This window comes from Pseudomonas sp. 8 R 14, from assembly GCF_900005955.1.
GTDB lineage: Bacteria > Pseudomonadota > Gammaproteobacteria > Pseudomonadales > Pseudomonadaceae > Aquipseudomonas > Aquipseudomonas marginalis.
Window position 1 is genome coordinate 1 of record NZ_CVTH01000002.1, and the last position, 18,659, is coordinate 18,659.

At 61.5% G+C, this 18,659-nt stretch carries 16 protein-coding genes and 1 pseudogene; 13 read left to right on the forward strand and 4 right to left on the reverse strand.

Going from position 1 to position 18,659, the window contains the following annotated elements:
• From BFQ01_RS00010 to BFQ01_RS00020, 3 genes are all read left to right on the forward strand, one after another.
• The coding region (locus tag BFQ01_RS00010; protein WP_065923758.1) for a LysR substrate-binding domain-containing protein at positions 1 to 687 on the forward strand (687 nt) is incomplete at its 5' end.
• Between the two features lie 79 nt (positions 688 to 766).
• Positions 767 to 1,699, forward strand: coding sequence for a pyridoxamine 5'-phosphate oxidase family protein (locus BFQ01_RS00015; protein ID WP_065923759.1), 933 nt, complete (start codon positions 767 to 769; stop codon positions 1,697 to 1,699).
• A 163-nt stretch (positions 1,700 to 1,862) separates the two neighbouring features.
• A complete protein-coding gene (locus tag BFQ01_RS00020; RefSeq protein WP_141691222.1) occupies positions 1,863 to 2,318 on the forward strand; it encodes a hypothetical protein in 456 nt (151 codons plus the stop codon).
• Between the two features lie 293 nt (positions 2,319 to 2,611).
• Here the strand turns inward: BFQ01_RS00020 and BFQ01_RS00025 are convergent, their stop codons facing one another.
• The 4 genes and pseudogenes from BFQ01_RS00025 to BFQ01_RS00040 all read right to left on the reverse strand — a co-directional run bounded on the left by BFQ01_RS00025 (position 2,612) and on the right by BFQ01_RS00040 (position 6,046).
• Positions 2,612 to 2,887, reverse strand: coding sequence for a DUF6124 family protein (locus tag BFQ01_RS00025; protein WP_065923761.1), 276 nt, complete (start codon positions 2,885 to 2,887; stop codon positions 2,612 to 2,614).
• A 370-nt stretch (positions 2,888 to 3,257) separates the two neighbouring features.
• Positions 3,258 to 3,530 (reverse strand): annotated as a pseudogene (locus BFQ01_RS31040) (ArnT family glycosyltransferase); the annotation flags it as partial.
• Positions 3,530 to 5,185: a lipid IV(A) 4-amino-4-deoxy-L-arabinosyltransferase gene (arnT, locus tag BFQ01_RS00035; RefSeq protein WP_065923763.1), complete on the reverse strand. Its 1,656-nt coding sequence runs from the start codon at positions 5,183 to 5,185 to the stop codon at positions 3,530 to 3,532. The pseudogene BFQ01_RS31040 and the gene arnT, both read right to left, overlap by 1 nt.
• A 186-nt stretch (positions 5,186 to 5,371) precedes the next feature.
• Positions 5,372 to 6,046 (reverse strand): lipopolysaccharide core heptose(II)-phosphate phosphatase PmrG, encoded by a 675-nt coding sequence (locus BFQ01_RS00040; protein WP_065923764.1) that lies wholly within the window; start codon positions 6,044 to 6,046, stop codon positions 5,372 to 5,374.
• Positions 6,047 to 6,320: 274 nt separating this feature from the next.
• Here BFQ01_RS00040 and BFQ01_RS00045 point away from each other — a divergent pair, with 274 nt between their 5' ends.
• The 10 genes from BFQ01_RS00045 to BFQ01_RS00090 all read left to right on the forward strand — a co-directional run bounded on the left by BFQ01_RS00045 (position 6,321) and on the right by BFQ01_RS00090 (position 18,655).
• Positions 6,321 to 6,980 carry an ABC transporter ATP-binding protein gene (locus BFQ01_RS00045; RefSeq protein WP_065923765.1) on the forward strand — a complete coding sequence of 220 codons (660 nt, stop codon included), beginning with the start codon at positions 6,321 to 6,323 and terminating at the stop codon, positions 6,978 to 6,980.
• On the forward strand, positions 6,977 to 9,439 hold the full coding sequence (locus BFQ01_RS00050) for an ABC transporter permease (RefSeq protein ID WP_065923766.1): 2,463 nt from the start codon (positions 6,977 to 6,979) through the stop codon (positions 9,437 to 9,439). The genes BFQ01_RS00045 and BFQ01_RS00050 overlap by 4 nt, the downstream gene beginning before the upstream one ends.
• A 76-nt stretch (positions 9,440 to 9,515) precedes the next feature.
• On the forward strand, positions 9,516 to 10,607 hold the full coding sequence (locus BFQ01_RS00055; RefSeq protein WP_065923767.1) for a lipocalin-like domain-containing protein: 1,092 nt from the start codon (positions 9,516 to 9,518) through the stop codon (positions 10,605 to 10,607).
• A gap of 137 nt (positions 10,608 to 10,744) precedes the next feature.
• A complete protein-coding gene (locus BFQ01_RS00060; protein ID WP_065923768.1) occupies positions 10,745 to 11,740 on the forward strand; it encodes a hypothetical protein in 996 nt (331 codons plus the stop codon).
• 2 nt (positions 11,741 to 11,742) lie between these two features.
• Positions 11,743 to 12,120 (forward strand): hypothetical protein, encoded by a 378-nt coding sequence (locus tag BFQ01_RS00065; RefSeq protein WP_065923769.1) that lies wholly within the window; start codon positions 11,743 to 11,745, stop codon positions 12,118 to 12,120.
• 281 nt (positions 12,121 to 12,401) lie between these two features.
• Positions 12,402 to 13,868 carry a hypothetical protein gene (locus tag BFQ01_RS00070; protein ID WP_065923770.1) on the forward strand — a complete coding sequence of 489 codons (1,467 nt, stop codon included), beginning with the start codon at positions 12,402 to 12,404 and terminating at the stop codon, positions 13,866 to 13,868.
• A gap of 216 nt (positions 13,869 to 14,084) precedes the next feature.
• Complete coding sequence (locus tag BFQ01_RS00075; protein WP_065923771.1) at positions 14,085 to 15,008, forward strand: substrate-binding domain-containing protein; 924 nt, start codon at positions 14,085 to 14,087, stop codon at positions 15,006 to 15,008.
• A gap of 63 nt (positions 15,009 to 15,071) precedes the next feature.
• Complete coding sequence (locus tag BFQ01_RS00080) at positions 15,072 to 16,580, forward strand: sugar ABC transporter ATP-binding protein (protein WP_065923772.1); 1,509 nt, start codon at positions 15,072 to 15,074, stop codon at positions 16,578 to 16,580.
• Entirely contained in the window at positions 16,546 to 17,538 is a 993-nt protein-coding gene (locus tag BFQ01_RS00085) for an ABC transporter permease (protein ID WP_065923803.1), read from the forward strand. The genes BFQ01_RS00080 and BFQ01_RS00085 overlap by 35 nt, the downstream gene beginning before the upstream one ends.
• A gap of 25 nt (positions 17,539 to 17,563) precedes the next feature.
• Complete coding sequence (locus tag BFQ01_RS00090) at positions 17,564 to 18,655, forward strand: alcohol dehydrogenase catalytic domain-containing protein (protein WP_065923773.1); 1,092 nt, start codon at positions 17,564 to 17,566, stop codon at positions 18,653 to 18,655.
• Positions 18,656 to 18,659: the final 4 nt, after the last annotated feature.

The window sequence follows — 18,659 nt, forward strand, 5'->3', positions numbered from 1 at the left end:
GCCGACTGCGTGCACCTGCTGGCCGCCGTGGACGCCGCCGAAGCCTCGGCCAAGGGCTTGCATGTGCAGGCCCAGGGCAATCTGCGGGTGTTCATGCCGTTGCTGTTCAGCCGCTATGTGATGGCGCCGCTGTTGGCCAGCTACATGGATCGTTACCCTGCGGTGCAGCTCACCGCCCACTACCACGACTATTACCCCAACCTGCACGAAGAGGGGCTGGACGTGGCGATCCTGGTCGGCGAGTTGCCCAGCTCATCGCTGATCGCGCGCCCGGTCGGGCACGTGCGGCAGATCCTCTGCGCCAGTCCCGATTACCTGGCGGCGCACGGCGAACCCCGACACCCGGACGACCTCAAGCAGCATCGCCTGATCGCGAATGCCAACCCGGTGCATTGGGAATTCCTGGGTTGCCAGCTCAAGGCCCGCGCGCGTCTGAGTTGCGCAACGGTGCAAGGCGCGATCAATGCGGCGCTGCACGGCACGGGGCTGGTTCGTTGCTTGAGCTACCCGGTGCATGAGCATCTGCTCGGCGGCCAGTTATGTCGCCTTCTGCCGAGCTACGAGCCAGCGCCCTTGCCGGTGCACGTGGTGTACCGCGAGGGCCGGCATGCGCCGATGCGCGTGCGCAGCTTCGTCGACCACTGCGTGGCGGCGCTGCGTGAGCACTCGGCATTTCAGTTGGCGTAATAGTGGATTGCCTGGGGTGGGCATTCTGCATTTGGCTGGTAGGGCGCAGCATGGGGGCAACCAACTTGAGGTGATCGCCATGAACCCTATCGAACAGTCCCCCTGGCATGCCGGCGAACGGCAGTTACAAGCAGCGGTCGGCGTGGCCGAGCGCATGGCGGTGGTCGGGCCCAAGGTGATACGCGATCACCTGCCGGAGCAGCATCGGGACTTCTATCCCTTGTTGCCGTACCTGATGCTCGGCGTGGTGGATGAGCAGGGGATTCCCTGGGCGACGATGGTCGAAGGCGCGCCGGGGTTTGCCCATTCTCCCGATCCTTATACTTTGCAGATTGACAGCCTGCCCTCTGCCAGCGACCCGGCTCGGGCCGCTTTGCACGAGGGTGCCGCAGTGGGCCTGCTCGGCATCGACCTGAACACCCGGCGCCGCAACCGCATGAACGGCCGTGTCGGCGGACTTGATCAGTACGGCTTGTCAATCGACGTCGTGCAGACCTTCGGGAACTGCCCCAAATACATCCAACTGCGGCCGGTCGATGGGGTTGCACGCAAACCTGGCAGCCAGGTCGAGCGCATGGGCGGCCTGGACGCTGCAGCCGAAACCATGATCCGCAACGCCGACACCTTCTTCGTCGCCAGCTACGTGGATGTCGACGGTGAACGCTCGGTGGACGTTTCCCATCGCGGCGGCCACACCGGCTTCGTGCGCGTGGAGGGCGACGTGCTGACCATCCCGGATTTTGCCGGCAACCTGTTCTTCAACACCCTGGGCAACCTGGCGGCCAATCCGGTGGCGGGGTTGTTGTTTATCGACTTTGAATCGGGGGACATGTTGCAGGTCGCCGGGCGTACCTCGTTGATTCTCGACGGGCCTGAGGTCGCCCGCTTCGAGGGCGCGCAGCGGTTATGGACAGTGACCGTGGAACACCTGGTCCGCCGCCCGGCGGCGTTGGCGTTGCGCTGGCAGTTCGCGGAGTTTTCGCCGTTCAGTTTGGGGATGGGGAGTTGGTAGCTTGGGTGCCGTCCTGGTTAAAGTGAACCGTGTCCTAATGACAACAAGTAATAAAAAGTACGTGCTTAAACCTGTCATAAATCACAGGTTACGGACCTCATTTTTTTCTATCCAATACAGGTTGGCGCGGCAACTACACACTGATACTGGAGAGGAGATGAACATGTTTGAAGGTATCGAACTTCAGAAGCCTGGTAGAGGGACAGCCACCGGTACTATGACCGGGACGGTCAAGAACCTGTACACCAATGTAGAGTCGTTCTTTGACGCTGAATGGATCTGGCGTGACAACCAGGAGGGGACGTTGCGTTTCCATGGCACCGTGGATGATCTGGAAAAACCTGGTGAGACAGCGCTCATTGGTCTTCATCTTGATCGCGAGGACGTTTCCAGCGGCACCTATAGGATTGGCGACGCGCAGGTGAAACTGACGCTGAATTACAAGACTTTTATCCGAGAGACCGGTGTAACCAGAGAGTACAAAGGGATTGAAGGTTGGGTTGAGTTGAAAAACAGCTACCCTGACAAACCGATTAGCGGAACGCTGTGGTTCAAAACCAAATCAATTGTGCTTAATAATTACGAGGTCAATCTGAACTTCGACATCACAGACTTTTAACCCTTCCAGGATCGCAGAGGCTCAGCGTTATTGGCAGGTCACCATGGGCCCGGCCGTCTCGTTAGTTTGCGCAAGTGTCAGCGTTCAGTCTGGCGATGGGCAGTTGGTAACTTCACTGCATTTATCCTGCCTGATGAAGATCCAGTGCGGGCGTTGTCGAGCTTCAGCGAGGCTTCGATAGCGGCCGGTCAGTCGACGAATTGACCGCCCGCCCCGGCCCCATCGCAGCCTCGCTGAAGCTCGACAACTCCCACAGGGGGCTTTGCTGTGCTGATTGGATTTGCGCTGTGTGATCAGGCCGCCGGGCATTCCCGATTAAGCGCCTCATCCACCAGTAACTGCGCAATCTCGATCATCTGCACCATTGCCAGCACATGCCGGCGGTTGTGACCGTCAAGACGTTCGGCGCAGCCGTATGCGCAGACCGTGGCCGATTCAAGCATCTCGCTGGCGTTGCTCAAGGCCGCTTCCGTACTCAGGCCGGGACGCACGGTGAAGATGACATCGGGGGGGATTTGCGGATTGTCATCCGAGGTGGGTAGCGGGGGATTGGGTGTGACTTTCTTCATACGGTTGCTCCTGGAGTTGAAGGAGCCGCCACAATCACTTCCACATGATGGGTGGCGACTGTACGCAGGTGTGGAAGACCGGACTCCAGGACCCCGGCGCACCCGAGGGTGCCCCGCGCACAGCCGCCATAACACTTTATCGCGGACATGAAAAAAGCGCCCGCTAAGGCTATGGGCGCTTATACGCCTGGAGAGTTCGGGCTTCCACCCCCGTTCGCTGAATTTGCAGCGACCCGCGAAGGTTAGCGGCGAGGTTCATCAGACGCAACCCGAAAGTCGTGTAAGAGCGGTCCGATGAAAACCCGGATTGCGCTGAGATAAGGCCGCACGGCATTGGCGTGTGGCGAGTGGGCTTGCTCCCGTTGGGACGCACCGACGGCAGGCGCAATGACCAGGGCCCGAGGCCTCCCAGGTGCGCCGCGCCGGTGATCAGCCAGTAGGAGGGCAGGGGTTTGTCATAATACGGCCCGCCCTTGAGGTACGGGTCGAAATAGTCACCGCTCTGCAGCATCTGCAAGGCGATATTCGCCCAGCGGGTTTCCGGGCCCCATAGGTCACGCGCACCCAGGCCGGTGAGCAGCAGGGCCGAGACGCCCAGCAACAGCAGCAGGGCGCCGCGTTCGGTCTTGAGATAACCCGGCATCATGGCGCCTGCGGGTAGAGGATAAGTTCCAGGTAGCCCTTGTAATAGCGTTTGCCTCCGGGCGGCAATTGCCCGGCCTCGCGCATTTCACTGGTGCTGTTGACCCGCAGCAGCACGCCGACCGAGCCTTGCTGGCGCGCCTCTTTGAGCCAGCCCTGAAGCTGTTCCAGCTCCACTTTGCGTGTGACCGCACCGGCGTACTGCAAGCCGTAGCGCAACTCGCCTTCGGTGTCATACAGCGTCACGTCGGGTCGTTGCAGGCGCCAGGCCAAGGCGCTGGCGCTCTCCAGTTCATTGCTCAGCAGCGCGTGGGTGTGCTGCAACTCATCCACATGCTCCAGCACAAATTGGTCGGGCATTTCGTTATCGGCGATGTAGGCCGGCATGCTCGACGGCAGCAGCACCACCAGCAGGCCGATGCCCAGGGCTGGCATTGCCCACAACGTCAGCGGCCGAAAGCTTTGCAGCAGGTTGGTGAGGATCCAGCCCAGCAGCACGATAAAGGCCAGCGACAGGCTGAACATCTCGGCATGGCTGTTGCCGTAGAGCGGCCTCGCGATTTGCAGGTAGATCAGCCCGACCATGGCGGCCATGCCGATCACGAAGTTGAACAGGCCATTGAGGCGCAGGGTTCGGGTTCTGCCTTGGCTGACCAGCTCGCTCAAGGTATGCCCCATCAGCAACGCCAGGGGCAGCAGGCACGGCATGATGTAGGTCGGCAGCTTGCCGTTGCTCAGGCTGAACAAGCCCAGGGGCAGCAGCAACCACAGGGCCAGGAAGGCGATTGCCGGGTGGCGCTTTTCTGTCCAGGCCTGGTGCAGGGTGTTGGGCAGCAGCCCGGCCCACGGCAGGCAAGCCACCGCCATGATCGGCAGGAAGAACCACCAGGGTCGCACGTGTTGCGCGTTGTCGGCGCTGAAGCGGCGGATGTGTTCATTCCAGAAAAAGAAGCGCCAGAAATCCGGTTCCTGAGTGTGGATCGCCAGCACCCAGGGCAAACACACCAGCACGGCCACGCCGATGGCCAGCGGGCCATACCGCAGCAACTCGCCCAGGCGCCGCTGCCAGAGCATATAGGGCACGGCGATCAGCACCGGCAGCGCCCACGCCAGGAAACCCTTGGTCATGAACCCCATGGCACAGGCAAATCCCAACACGGCCCAGGCGCCCAGGCGGCTGCGCAGGGTGCTGCTGTCGAGGGCAAACCACAGCGCCACCAGGCTCAGGTTGACCCACAAGGTGAATGGCGGATCGAGGTTGGAATACCCCGCTTGCCCGGCCACCAGGCCAAAGCTCAGGTAGAGCAGGGCGCAGGCGAAGCTTTTGCGCGGGTCGTTCCACAGGCGACGGGCGATCAGGTAAGCGAGCAGCACACTCAAGCCGGTGGTCAGGGCCGAGGCGATGCGTACACCGAACAGGTTCTGGCCAAACACGGCCTGGCCCAGGGCGATCAGCCAGTAACCGGCGGCCGGTTTTTCGAAATAGCGGATGCCCATGAAGTGCGGCGCCACCCAGTTGCCGCTCAGGAGCATCTCCTGGCTGATCTGGGCGTAGCGGGTTTCATCCGGTATCCACAAACCGTGCAGGCCCAGTGGCAACAGATAAAACGCGACGAAGGCCAGCAAGAGTACCGGCGGGGGTTTCAGGCGAGTCATGAAAACGTCGCTCCTTGACGTCCGATGGTGTTTTTTTCAACTAATGAAGTAATGGCGAAAGTCGTCACGGCGTTCACTAAATAACAGGAAATAGTCATAACGACCTTAATTAAGGACGCAACTAAACATGCCAGAACAGGGCTGTCTTTTTGCTGAACATAAGCCTGGCGGCGGGAAGGGAATGACTTAGATTTGTTTAAGCGCGGCAGGCCAGTCCTGGTTTTTCATGATGCCCAGGGCCTTGAACTTGCCGTTGGCCAGCACCTGCACGAACAGCGCGCTGCCGTACTCGGAAAACTTGGCGTGGGGGAAGCCCAGGGCGGTTTCAAAGTCGGCGATGCAACCGCTGTGGGTGACGAATACGAGGTTGCGTCCAGCCTGTTTGTGGCTGAGCAGTTCTTCGCCCATGGCCTTGCCGCAGACGGCTTGTTCGCTGGAGGTCATGTCGGTTTTGCCGAACATGAAGCGCGAGGTCTGAGCCGTGCGAATGGCGGGGCTTGAGAGTACGTCAGTGCCGTCCATGCCCAGTGATTTAAAGGCTTTGCCCAGGTTTTCGGCGTGTTGGCTGCCATTGATCGTCACGCCTTCCACCGGGCCCAGGCACGGGTTGCTCGAACGGTCGCAGCGCTCTTCATGCCGCACCAGTACGATCAGGTCGCCGTCGCGCCACAGCGGCAGAACCTGGGACGTCAGCAGGCGGTTGCCCACGCCGAGGTCCCGTGGGGAGGACGGCCAGAACAGCGCGCAAGTGAGCAGCACGGCGACCACCGTAAGCCCGAGCCAAAGCGGTTTGAGGCGCTTGAAAAAGGCTCGGCGCGAGCGTGGTTTAATCAGGGTAAGGTCAACCACTACATTCACCATGGTCACTATCGGCTGTGTTGTATTAATTAGGCGCAACTTGTCGGCAAGTGCCCGAAGTGAAGCGCGAGGCTGTCACAGGGTGGCTGTCTTTTCGCTGAACATGCTGCGGTTAAAAGTTGCCAGGCGTGGCAACTAATAAGTTGTCGACGAGTGACGCTTGGCCGGCAATTTAAAGTGCGGTGGGTGGGCGGCCGGTGAAAACCATGTGAAAAATTTGCGTGGCCTTGATCCTCAGCCGTTATTCTCGATTGCCAGCCATCAGATGAGTGTTCCCATGTTGCAGGTGCAAGGTGTCTTCAAAAGCTACGCCACCCCCCAAGGCCCGTTGGCGGTGTTGGCGGGGGTCGACCTGCACCTGGGGGCGCGCAGCAGCCTGGCGTTGATGGGTGAGTCCGGCAGCGGCAAGAGCACCCTGCTGCATCTGGTTGCCGGGCTTGATCGGGTGGACGGCGGCAGCATCGAGGTGGGTGAGCAGCGCCTCGACCGGATGAGCGAGGCGCAACTGGCCCACTGGCGGCGTACTGAGATTGGCCTGGTGTTCCAGCAGTTCAACCTGATCGGCAGCTTGCGCGTCGACGACAACCTGGCGTTCCAGGCCCGCCTGGCGGGGCGTTTTGATCCGCAGTGGCAGGCGCAATTGGTCGAACGCCTGGGCCTGGGGGACTTGCTCAAGCGCTATCCGGAACAACTCTCGGGCGGCCAGCAGCAACGGGTGGCGGTCGGGCGGGCGTTGGCCTCGCGCCCAGGTTTGCTGTTGGCCGACGAGCCCACCGGCAACCTCGACGAAGCCACCAGCGACGAGGTCCTGCAACTGCTGCTGGACCTGCTGCGCGACAGTCCCACCAGCCTGTTGATGGTGACCCACAGCCCACGCATCGCCGCCCGACTGGACCGGCAAGTGGTGCTGCATCATGGACAGGTCATGCCGACGTGAGGGTGTTTTACTGGACCTTGCGTGCCTTGCTCAGCCATTGGCGACGGCATCCGGTGCAGTTTTTCAGCGTACTTACCGGCCTGTGGCTGGCCACCGCGCTGCTGACCGGGGTGCAGGCCCTCAACAGCCAGGCCCGCGACAGTTACGCGCGCGCCAGCCAATTGATCGGCGGCGAACCCCAGGCCAGCCTGAGTGCGCCGGACGCCGCCAGTTTCGCGCAAACGCTGTTTGCCCAACTGCGTCGTGCCGGGTGGCCGGTGTCGCCGGTGGTGCAGGGGCGGCTGCAACTCAAGGGGCATGAGGACGTACGCCTGCAGTTGATGGGCATCGAACCATTGTCGTTGCCCGGCAGCGGCGCGGTGGCGGGGCAGCGCCTGAGCCAGGCGCAGATGCTGGCCTTCTTTGAACCGCCGGGTCTTACCTGGATTGCGCCGCACACCTTGCAGGCCCTGGGACTGCGTGAGGGCCAGCAACCGCTCACGCTGAATGGGCAGCGCCTGCCGCCGTTGCAGGTCCAGGCGGATATGGCGCCCGGCCTGTTGCTCACCGATATCGGGTTTGCCCAGGCGCTGCTGGAGATGCCCGGCCAGCTCTCGCGCCTGCTGGTGGACAAGGCCTTCGCCGCGCGCCATCCCACACCGCCCGCCGGGTTGCAGCTCAAGCAGGGCGAGGAGAATAACCTTGCGCGGTTGACCGAGAGCTTTCACCTGAACCTTGATGCGCTGGGCTTCCTGTCGTTTGTGGTGGGGCTGTTTATCGTGCACGCGGCCATCGGCCTGGCCCTGGAGCAGCGGCGCGGGTTGTTGCGCACCTTGCGCGCCTGTGGGGTGAGTGCGCGGATGTTGATCCTCGGCCTGGGGGTGGAGCTGGGGGCGTTGTCACTGTTGGGGGGCGTGCTCGGCGTCGCCAGCGGTTACCTGCTGGCCAGCCTGTTGCTGCCGGATGTGGCCGCCAGCCTGCGTGGCTTGTATGGCGCCGAGGTGCCGGGCCAATTGAGCTTGAGTCCCTGGTGGTGGGCGGCAGGGTTGGGCTTGAGCCTGCTCGGCGCCTTGCTTGCCGGCGCCAGCAGCCTATGGCGCGCGGCGCGTTTGCCGTTGCTGGCGCTGGCCAACGCCCAGGCCTGGCGCGAGGCCCATGGGCGCTGGTTGCGGCGCCAGGGCTGGGTCGCGGCCACGGCCTTGCTGATCGCGTTGTTGGCGTTATGGCTGGGCGACAGCCTGGCCGCCGGTTTTGTGTTGATGGCGGCCTTGCTGCTCGGCGCCGCCCTGGGCCTGCCGGTGCTGCTCAATGGCCTGTTGGAGGCGCTGCTGGGGCGCAGCCGTTCGGTCCTCGGCCAATGGTTCCTGGCTGACTGCCGCCAACAATTGCCGGCCCTGAGCCTGGCATTGATGGCGCTGCTGTTGGCCCTGGCCGCGAATATCGGCGCGGGCTCCATGACCTCGGGCTTTCGCCACACCTTCAATAACTGGCTGGAGCAACGCCTCACCGCCGAGCTGTACCTCAACCCGCAAACCCCGGTCCAGGCAGAGCAACTCAGCGCCTGGCTGGCGCAGCAACCGTTGGTGCAAACCGTGTTGCCCACCTGGCAGGTCGCGGTGCAATTGCAGGGTTGGCCGGCGGATCTGTTTGGCGTGGTCGACGACCCGACCTATCGCCAGCACTGGCCGTTGCTGGAAGCGGCGAGGGCGCCGTGGGACCAGTTGCAGCAAGGCGAGACCCTGATGCTCAGCGAACAGCTGGCGCGGCGGCTCGGGGTGACGCTGGGTGATACGGTGAGCATTCCCACGCCCCAGGGTGTGTGGTCGCCGACCGTGGTGGGGGTGTACGCCGATTACGGCAACCCCAAGGGCCACGTGCTGGTCAATTCCCGGCACCTGCTGGCCCGCTGGCCGACACTGGCACCGGCGCGTTTCAACCTGCGGGTGTTGCCGCAGGACGTGGCGCCGCTGGTGGCTGAAGTGCAGCGCGCCTTTGCCCTGGAAGACAGCCGTATCGTCGATCAACAGCAACTCAAGGGCTGGTCGAGCCAAGTGTTCGAGCGCACCTTCGCCGCCACCGCCGCGCTCAACAGCCTGACCCTGGGCGTGGCCGGCGTGGCACTGTTCATCAGCCTGCTGACCCAGAGCCAGAGCCGCCTCGGCCAACTCGCCCCGCTGTGGGCATTGGGGGTGACGCGCAGGCAATTGATGCTGCTGAACCTGGGGCAAACCTGGCTGCTGGCGGTGCTCACGTTGCTGCTGGCGTTGCCGCTGGGCCTGTTGCTGGCGTGGTGCCTGGACGCGGTGATCAACGTGCAGGCCTTTGGCTGGCGCCTGCCGTTGCAAGTGTTCCCGTGGCAGCTCGCACAATTGCTGGGGCTGGCGCTGCTGGCCACGTTGTTGGCGTCGGCTTGGCCGCTGTGGCAGCTGTACCGCAGCCGTCCGGCGGATTTGTTGAGGACGTTTGCCCATGAAGATTAAGCCCCTGTTCCTGGCTGTCCTCTCTGTAGGAGCGAGCTTGCTCGCGAAAAACCCGAGAGCGCCGCGTGCAGCCGGAATGCCCGCGTTATCGTTGACGTTTTTCGCGAGCAAGCTCGCTCCTACAGGGCTTCTTCTGTTGCTGTTAGGCGCGTGCGACCAACAACCTGCGCCGCCGGAAAGCTTCGCCGGCCTGGGCAGTGACGCGGCCGACTTTGCCCAGGTGCTGCCCGGCAAGGTCTTCAGCTTTCCCGAGGACCACGGCCCCCACGACGGCTTTCGGATCGAGTGGTGGTACGTCACCGCCAACCTCAAGGACGCCCAAGGCAATGTATTCGGCGTGCAATGGACGTTGTTTCGCAACGCCCTCAAGGCCGGGGCGACGCAGGCGGGCTGGCACGACTCGACCGTATGGCTCGGCCACGCCGCCGTCACCTCCGCCACCCACCACTACGCCGCCGAACGCTTCGCCCGCGGCGGCGTCGGCCAGGCCGGGGCGCAGGCCGCGCCGTTCAACGCCTGGATCGACGACTGGAATTTCGCCAGCCAGCCCGGCGCCGCGAGCGCCTTGGCGGACATGCAACTCAAGGCCAGCGGGGCGCAATTTGCCTACGACCTGCGCCTCACCTCCAGCCGGCCATTGGTGTTGCAAGGCGACCATGGCTACAGCCGCAAGTCCGATCAGGGCCAGGCGTCGTACTACTACAGCCAGCCGTTTTTTACCGCCGAGGGCAGTGTCAGCATCGACGGTAAGACGTATCAGGTCAGCGGCCCGGCGTGGCTCGACCGCGAATGGAGCAGCCAACCGCTGACCGCCAGCCAGACCGGCTGGGACTGGTTCTCCCTGCACCTGGACCGAGGCGAGCAACTGATGCTGTTTCGGGTGCGGCAAACCGACGGCGCGTCCTACCTGACCGGCACCTGGATCGACCGCGAAGGCCACACCCAGACCCTGCACAACGCCGACATCCAACTGGCACCGCTGGACACCACGGCGATTGACGGCCGCCAGATTCCCACACGCTGGTCGCTGAAAATTCCCGGCAAGCAGCTGGATATCACCACCCAGGCCGTCAACCCCAAGGCCTGGATGAACCTGAGTATTCCGTACTGGGAAGGGCCGGTGCGGTTTGAGGGTGGGGTGGGGTACCTGGAGATGACCGGGTATTAGGGTTGTTTCTGTAGGCGCTGTTTCTTCGTGAAGTAGGCAACTTCCCAAATGCAATTCAGCCCACCTGCGCTTGTGTTCGGGGCGTAGGTGCTTGCTTATATTTCGACGCCATATTCTTTGCATCCCGGATGTAAGGCATGGCGCAGAGCTATATCAACGACCGCACAACGGACTACATCCATTTGAAATCCCGCCTCATGGGCGGCGCCCCGAGCCAGCAGCGCTCCGATCATTTTGATGTGCTCAACCGGCACCTGCGCCCCGGTCTGGTCGCGCCGGGTCAATTGGTGATTATTCCCGATCCGTACAGCGTGAGCTGTTCGAGCGAGGAAGCCTGGTTGATGCGCCATGCCGAAACAGTTCGGCGCAATCTGGAAATGGATACCTCGGCGGGCAGGGAGTTGATCGGCAACTATGACTTGCTGCAGAGCTTCATGGCCTACGGATCGATTGGTATCGGCAGTGCGACATCGGCCTGGTCGCGGCATCTGAATGAGGTGGCGCAGACCCTGGAGGACATCGAGGGGTTGCATCAGCGCTTGAAGGACGGTGCGTTGGACCGGGATGGCTTTATCAAACAGCGCCAGGCTTTGTTCCGGCGCTTGGATCTGCAACTGCAAGGCGCGGCACGGTTCGGCACGGGGTTGCAGGGCAATGAGTCGTTGAAGAAGGTGCTGGGGATTTCGACCAAAAGCTATCTGCATAAAGGCGAGATTGCGGGGTATGCACGGCGCATGCGCGAGATTGCGCAGATGTCCAAGTGGCTGGGTAACGGGACTTTCATTGGGATCGCGCTGGATGTGGGCGTGACCGGGCTGGAGATCAAGGAGGCGTGTGTGACGGGACGGGAGGCGCAGTGCAGGAGGGCGAAGTATGTGGAGACGGGGAGGTTGGTGGGGGCGGTGTCGGGTGCGGCTTGGGGTGGGCATGTCGCTGCGAAATTAGCTCGTCGTGCTTGTCACGTATTTTTGGGTATTTCCATGAAGTCACAAGGCGCGCTTGCGTGCGCAGTTATCGGCGGCGCTGGGGGTGGGTATGTGGGAGGCGATAAGCTGGGTGATCAGGGGGCGTTTTTGGGTGGAAGGATCCTTGAGGTCGACGGTGATTTGATCTTCGAGCCAGAAGGGGCTTAATCGTGTCATTTTTTCTTGCCTTCACCATTGTGAATTTTGTTGGGGTGTTAGTCCTCCTGGGACTGATGCTTTTTGCCGAATATACAAAACTCGACGAGCTGGAAAGTTACTTCAGTGAAAACGAAAAGGTCCGTAGACATAAGCGCTTTTGGAAAAGAAATCAGCGAATCGATCGGTATCATCGCATGGGTTTGATGATCGATATTCTGTCAATGCCCAAGGCTTTCCTGAAAGAAGGCTTAGTGACTGAGGCCGAACTGGCGTCTGTTCCTTTAGCGCTTAAGCGATGGGCATTGTGGCCATATCGTGTTTCTTCCATTTGGATTGTCACTACCGCTATTTGGTATGTCTGGTTCCATTGGTGGCCGGAGTGGACTTAACGATGAATTATTTTTTCGTCTACACCCTCGTGATGATCATTGGAACGTTCGTTGTTCTGGGACTGATGCTGTGCGCCGGGCGTCCAAAACTCGACGAACTGGAAAGCTATTTCAGTGAAAACGCAGAGGTTCGAGGGGGGTAGTTTTTCCTACACGTATTTTTCCTTAAGGCCACATTCGGCTGAAAAAATACTGTACATACATCCAGTAATGTCCTACATTCCATCCCAGGTGACCGGATGTCACCTGACCTTCAGTTTTTAACTATGGATGGATAAAAAATGAAATCGAAAAAAGCCTTTATGCTGGGCGCGGCCATGGCGGCCTCCTGCTTCGTTTCGGCCTTCGCCCTGGCCGAGCAATACCCTTCGCAGCCCACCCCCAAACTGAGTGCACAGGCGGTCAAGCAGGCCGCGGAAAAAGCCCTCAAGTCGGGCGGTACGCTCGAAGCCAAACCCATCTCCGCGCAGTTGCAGCAAAAACTCAAGGCGGCGATGACGGTCAAGGCGGCCGCAAAATCCAAGGCCGTGGCCAGTCAACCGGCAAAAACCACCACGGTTGCCACCGCTGACAGCGAACTGAAGAAACCCGCCCAGGACCAGTTGAAAACGGCGGTTGCCGAATTCGTGCCGCTGTTTCCGACACTGGACGTCAATACCCTCTACACCATCACCGATGTGCAGACAGGCCAGGAGTTTCCCTACCACTTCAACCTGCCGCAAAGTGCTCGCGTGCTGGTGCAACTGATTGACCAAAGTGCCGGTGCCAATATGTCGCTGAGCCTGTTCCGGGATGACGGCCAGGGCAATCCGCAACTGATCGGTACCTCCGACAACGCGGGCAATGCCGATGAGTTCCTGGATGGCGTGCTGCCGGCGGGGGATTATTACTGGTACATGGTGGCCAATGAGGCCACCGACGCGCAGTTCAGTTTTGGCGTGGCGGTGGACACCAACATCGATGCCTATGAACCCAACGACACCCCTCAAGCCTCGTTCGTGCTGCCCGACGCCCTGAACAAGGTGACGGGCAATCTCGACAACCCGGATGATGTCGACTACTTCGCGTTCCAGGCCACCCGTGGCCAGAACGTGGCGATGTCCCTGAGCGATGACAAAAAAGAGGTGAGTGACCAGTGGATCTTCGAGCGTCTGGAAGGTAACAACTGGGTCCAGGTACCGGTCGGCGATGACCTGGTTGCCTCCGGTCTGGCACCTGGCTATGTGGCGCAAGTGCGGGTTCGTGCCAACCCTGGCGTCACCCAGGATCCGAGTGTCCAATACAACCTGACCTTGGGTTCGGCGCCTCAGTTGAAGAGCTTCGACGTGAAGGGCGACAACATTGTGCGGGTACCGGTGTCGGTGTTCCCTCTGGCAACGCAGACCGCGCGCACGTTGAACTGGTCGACCCAATGGGCCGACTCCACGGGCGTGCCGCTGCTGGGGGTAACGCCGATCCTGCGCGTCGACAAACGCTTTGACGGTGCCGAGTTCCATTGGACCGACTTCAAGGCCACCACCAACAGTGCCGGCGCGACCCTGGCCAGCGCCTCCCTGGGTGAGTGCTTCGGCGACTACCGTGTGGTAATCCCGGACAGCAGCACCGGCGTGGCGTACAACTGGGACACCACCTTCAACTTCGGTGGCTGGCGCATCGAGCTGGATGAGTTCCAAGGTGTGGGAGTGGGCGGCGATAACGTCCCTTACGTGAGCCTGGGGCACATCTGCACCCAGAACATCACACACTGATACATCGTGATAAATGAAAGGGGCAGCCGGAACCGGCTGCTCCTTTTTTTCGTTTCGCCAACGCTCGTTTCGGCGACAGGCTCGCCACCGGCGATCCCACATTTGTTCGGGACTGACCAACGGCCTCTTGCACCGGCCTAGTTTCCTTGCTAGTTTCTCGCAAAATGTTAACGATAACATTTGCTCTAAAAATAAAAACAAAACAGAGACCACGCCATGAAAATGCTCCCGAAAACCCTGTGTTTATTGGCTGTAAGCATCACCCTCGGCAACGCTGTACCGGCGTTCGCCGACGCCCCCAAGCCGATCCGCATCGGCGCGTCGTTCCAGGAAATCAACAACCCCTATTTCGTCACGATGAAAAACGCCCTGGAAGAAGCCGGCGCGAGCATCGGTGCGAAACTCATCATCACCGATGCCCGCCACGACGTGTCCAAGCAGGTCAGCGACGTGGAAGACATGTTGCAAAAAGGCATCGATATCCTGCTGATCAACCCCACTGATTCGGTAGGCGTGCAATCGGCCGTCAAGTCCGCCCACGCCGCCGGTGTCGTGGTGGTGGCGGTGGACGCCCAGGCCGAAGGCCCGCTGGATTCATTCGTCGGTTCGAAGAACTTCGACGCCGGTTTCCAAGCGTGTGAATACCTGGCCCAGCACATCGGCGACAAAGGCAATATCGCCATCCTCGACGGCATCGCCGTGGTGCCGATCCTGGAGCGCGTGCGCGGTTGCAAAGAGGCCGTGGCCAAGCACCCGGACATCAAGATCGTGAGCGTCCAGAACGGCAAGCAGGAGCGTGACCAGGCGCTGACCGTCACCGAAAACATGCTGCAGGCCCAACCCGGCCTCAAGGGTATTTTCAGCGTGAACGACAACGGCTCCCTCGGTGCGCTTTCTGCCATTGAGGCCAGCGGCCTGGACGTGAAACTGGTCAGCGTCGACGGCGCGCCGGAAGCGATCAAGGCGATCCAGAAACCCGGCAGTAAATTCATCGCCACCTCGGCCCAGTACCCCCGTGACCAGATCCGCCTGGCCCTGGGTATTGCCCTGGCCAGGAAGTGGGGCTCGCAAGTGCCCGCCACTATCCCGGTGGACATCACTCTGATCGACCAGGCCAAGGCCAAGGACTTCAGCTGGTAAACCGCCCAGGCCCCTCGGCATGCGTGGGGCCCTAGTCATCCTTCTGAGCGAGAGGTCGGCGGCATGAGCAGTCTTCTGAAGCTGGAAAATATCTGTAAGCGTTACCCGGGGGTGCAGGCCCTCAAGTCCATCAACCTGCAAGTCGAGCGCGGCGAGATCCATGCCTTGCTCGGCGAAAATGGCGCGGGTAAATCAACCCTGATGAAGATCCTCGGCGGCGTCGAGCATCAGGACGAAGGGCGCATCCTCATCGACGGCCAGACACAACGTTTCGCTACTTACCGCGACGCAATCGCTGCCGGGATCGGTATCGTGTTCCAGGAGTTCAGCCTGATTCCCTACCTCACGGCGGTGGAAAATATCTTCCTCGGTCATGAGCTGAGCAACCGCTTTGGCCTGCTGCGCAAACGCGAGATGGCCGAGGCCGCCGAGGCGTTGTTCCAGCGTTTGGGCGTGAGCATCGACCTGCATTGCGCGGTCAAGCATTTGAGCGTGGCCGAGCAGCAATTCGTCGAAATCGCCAAGGCCCTGGCCCTGGATGCGCGTTTGCTGGTGCTGGATGAGCCCACCGCGACTCTGACGCCCAGCGAGGCCGAACTGCTGTTCGAGATCATGCGTGAGCTCAAGCGTCAGGGCGTGGCGGTGATTTTTATCTCCCATCACCTGGAAGAGATTTTCCAGGTGTGCGACCGCATCAGCGTACTGCGCGACGGCGGCAACGTGGGCTTGACCGATGTGGCCGACAGCGATATCGACCGCCTGGTGGAAATGATGGTGGGCCGCCGCCTGGAGTGCAGTTTCCCGCCCAAGCCCGGCACCGGACGCGGTCCGTTGTTGTTGGAGGTCAAGGACATCCAGCTCGTGCGCAACGGTCCGCATAACAGCTTTCAACTGCACAAGGGCGAGATCCTCGGCTTTGCCGGTCTGGTCGGCTCCGGTCGCACTGAATTGGCCCTGGGCATGCTCGGCGCGCTGCCGTCGGTGAGCAAAGAGGTGTGGCTGCGTGGTGAAAAAATCCGCCTCGACGACCCGGCCCAGGCGCTGGCCCATGGCATCGGGCTGCTGCCGGAAAGCCGCAAGAGCGAAGGGCTGATCACTGATTTCAGCATTCGCGAAAATATTTCCCTGAACAACCTGCCCAAGTACCAGAACGCCGGCGGCCTGATCGACAAGGCCAAGGAGTGCGCCAGCGTCGAGGCATTGATGAAGCAGCTGTCGATCAAGGCCCCGAGCGGCGAAAGCCGAGTGTTCAACCTCAGCGGCGGCAACCAGCAAAAGGTGGTGATAGCCCGCTGGATCAACCACCACTGCGATGTGCTGGTGTTCGACGAGCCCACGCGCGGCATCGACGTGGGCGCCAAGGCACAGATCTACGCGCTGATGCGCAGCCTCACCGAACAGGGCTACGCGATCATCATGATTTCCTCCGAACTGCCCGAAGTCATCGGCATGTGCGACCGCGTCGCCGTGTTCCACAAGGGCGCGATCGTCAAGGTCCTGGAAGCGTCCGCCGTCAATCCTCAAGAGGTCATGCGCCATGCAACAGGGGGCTCAAGTGAATACGTCCATTAACCGCGCTGACACCGCTCGGCTGCGCCTGAACCTGGCGCGGCTGGTGCGCTCGCCGGCGTTCTATCCGTTCGTGGGGCTGGTGGTGGTGACCCTGGTGATGATCCTGGCCAGCGACACGTTCCTGACCGCCAGCAACCTGTCGAACATCGCGCGCCAGGTATCGATCAACGCGATTATCGCGGTGGGCATGACCTGCGTGATTCTCACCGGTGGCATCGATTTGTCGGTGGGGCCCGTGATGGCGTTGTCCGGCACGCTGACGGCCGGGCTGATGGTCGCGGGGCTGCCGCCGGGGCTGGCGATAGGTGCCGGCATGCTGATCGGCGTGGCGTTCGGCATCGGCAACGGTCTGTTCGTGGCCTACCTGCATATGCCGCCGATCATCGTCACCCTGGCGACCATGGGCATCGCCCGGGGCCTGGGCCTGATGTACACCGACGGCTATCCGATTTCCGGGTTGCCGGACTGGTTTGCTTTTTTCGGTCGCGAAAGTGTGTTCGGCATCCAGGTGCCGATCCTGATCATGCTGATCACTTACCTGGCCGCCTACGTGCTGCTGCAACACACGCGCATCGGCCGCTACATCTACGCCATCGGCGGCAATGAAGAAGCCGTGCGTTTGTCCGGCGTGCGCGCGGCGCGCTTCAAGTTGCTGGTGTACGGCATCAGCGGCCTGACCGCCGCGATTGCCGGGCTGGTGCTCACCTCACGCCTGATGAGCGGCCAGCCGAATGCCGGCGTGTCGTTCGAATTGGATGCGATTGCCGCCGTGGTACTCGGCGGCGCGTCGATTGCCGGTGGGCGTGGGGTGATTGTCGGCACCTTGCTCGGCGCCATGCTGCTCGGGGTCTTGAATAACGGATTGAACATGCTCGGGGTGTCGCCCTACGTCCAGAGCGTGATCAAGGGCGGGATCATTTTGCTGGCGATTTTCATCAGCCGTCAGCGCCATAAATAAACTTCTCTCATACAGGCCAACCATCATGGACAAGCACACCCAAATGCAAGCCGTCGTCTGCCACGGCCCCAAAGACTACCGCCTGGAACGCATCGGCAAACCCCAGGCGCGGCCCAATGAACTGGTGATCCGCATCGCCGCGTGCGGCATCTGCGCCAGTGACTGCAAGTGCCACTCGGGCGCGGCGATGTTCTGGGGCGGCGACAACCCGTGGGTCAAGGCGCCGGTGGTACCGGGCCACGAGTTTTTCGGTTATGTGGAGCAAGTGGGGGAGGGCGCCGAGGAACACTTCGAGGTACAGGTGGGCGACAAGGTTATCGCCGAACAGATCGTGCCGTGCGGCAAGTGTCGTTTCTGCAAGTCGGGTAAGTACTGGATGTGCGAAGTGCACAACATCTTCGGCTTCCAGCGTGAAGTGGCCGAAGGTGGCATGGCGCAGTACATGCGCATTCCCAAGACCGCCATTGTGCACAAGATTCCCGCGTCGGTTTCGCTGGAAGATTCGGCGCTGGTGGAGCCGATGGCCTGCTCGATCCACACCGTCAACCGTGGCGATATCCAGCTTGACGACGTGGTGGTGATCGCCGGTGCGGGCACCCTCGGGCTGTGCATGGTGCAGGTCGCGGCGCTCAAAACACCGAAGAAACTGGTGGTGATCGACATGGTCGATGAGCGCCTGGAGCTGGCGAAAAAATTCGGCGCCGACGTGGTGATCAACCCGGCACGGGACAACGCCCGCGAGATGATCAATGGCCTTACCGACAATTACGGCTGCGACGTCTACATCGAAACCACCGGCGTGCCGGCCGGCGTCACCCAGGGCCTGGACCTGATCCGCAAGCTTGGTCGGTTTGTCGAGTTCAGTGTGTTCGGCGCCGAGACCAGCGTGGACTGGTCGATCATCGGCGACCGCAAGGAGCTGGACGTGCGTGGCGCCCACCTCGGCCCTTACTGCTACCCGATTGCCATCGACCTGTTCGAGCGCGGACTGGTCACCTCCAAGGGCATCGTCACCCATGATTTCCCGCTGGATGACTTTGCCGAAGCCTTTGAGCTGGCCAATTCGACGAAGTCGATCAAGGTGTTGTTGAAACCGGTGCTGCCATCCCAGGAGTAGCAGC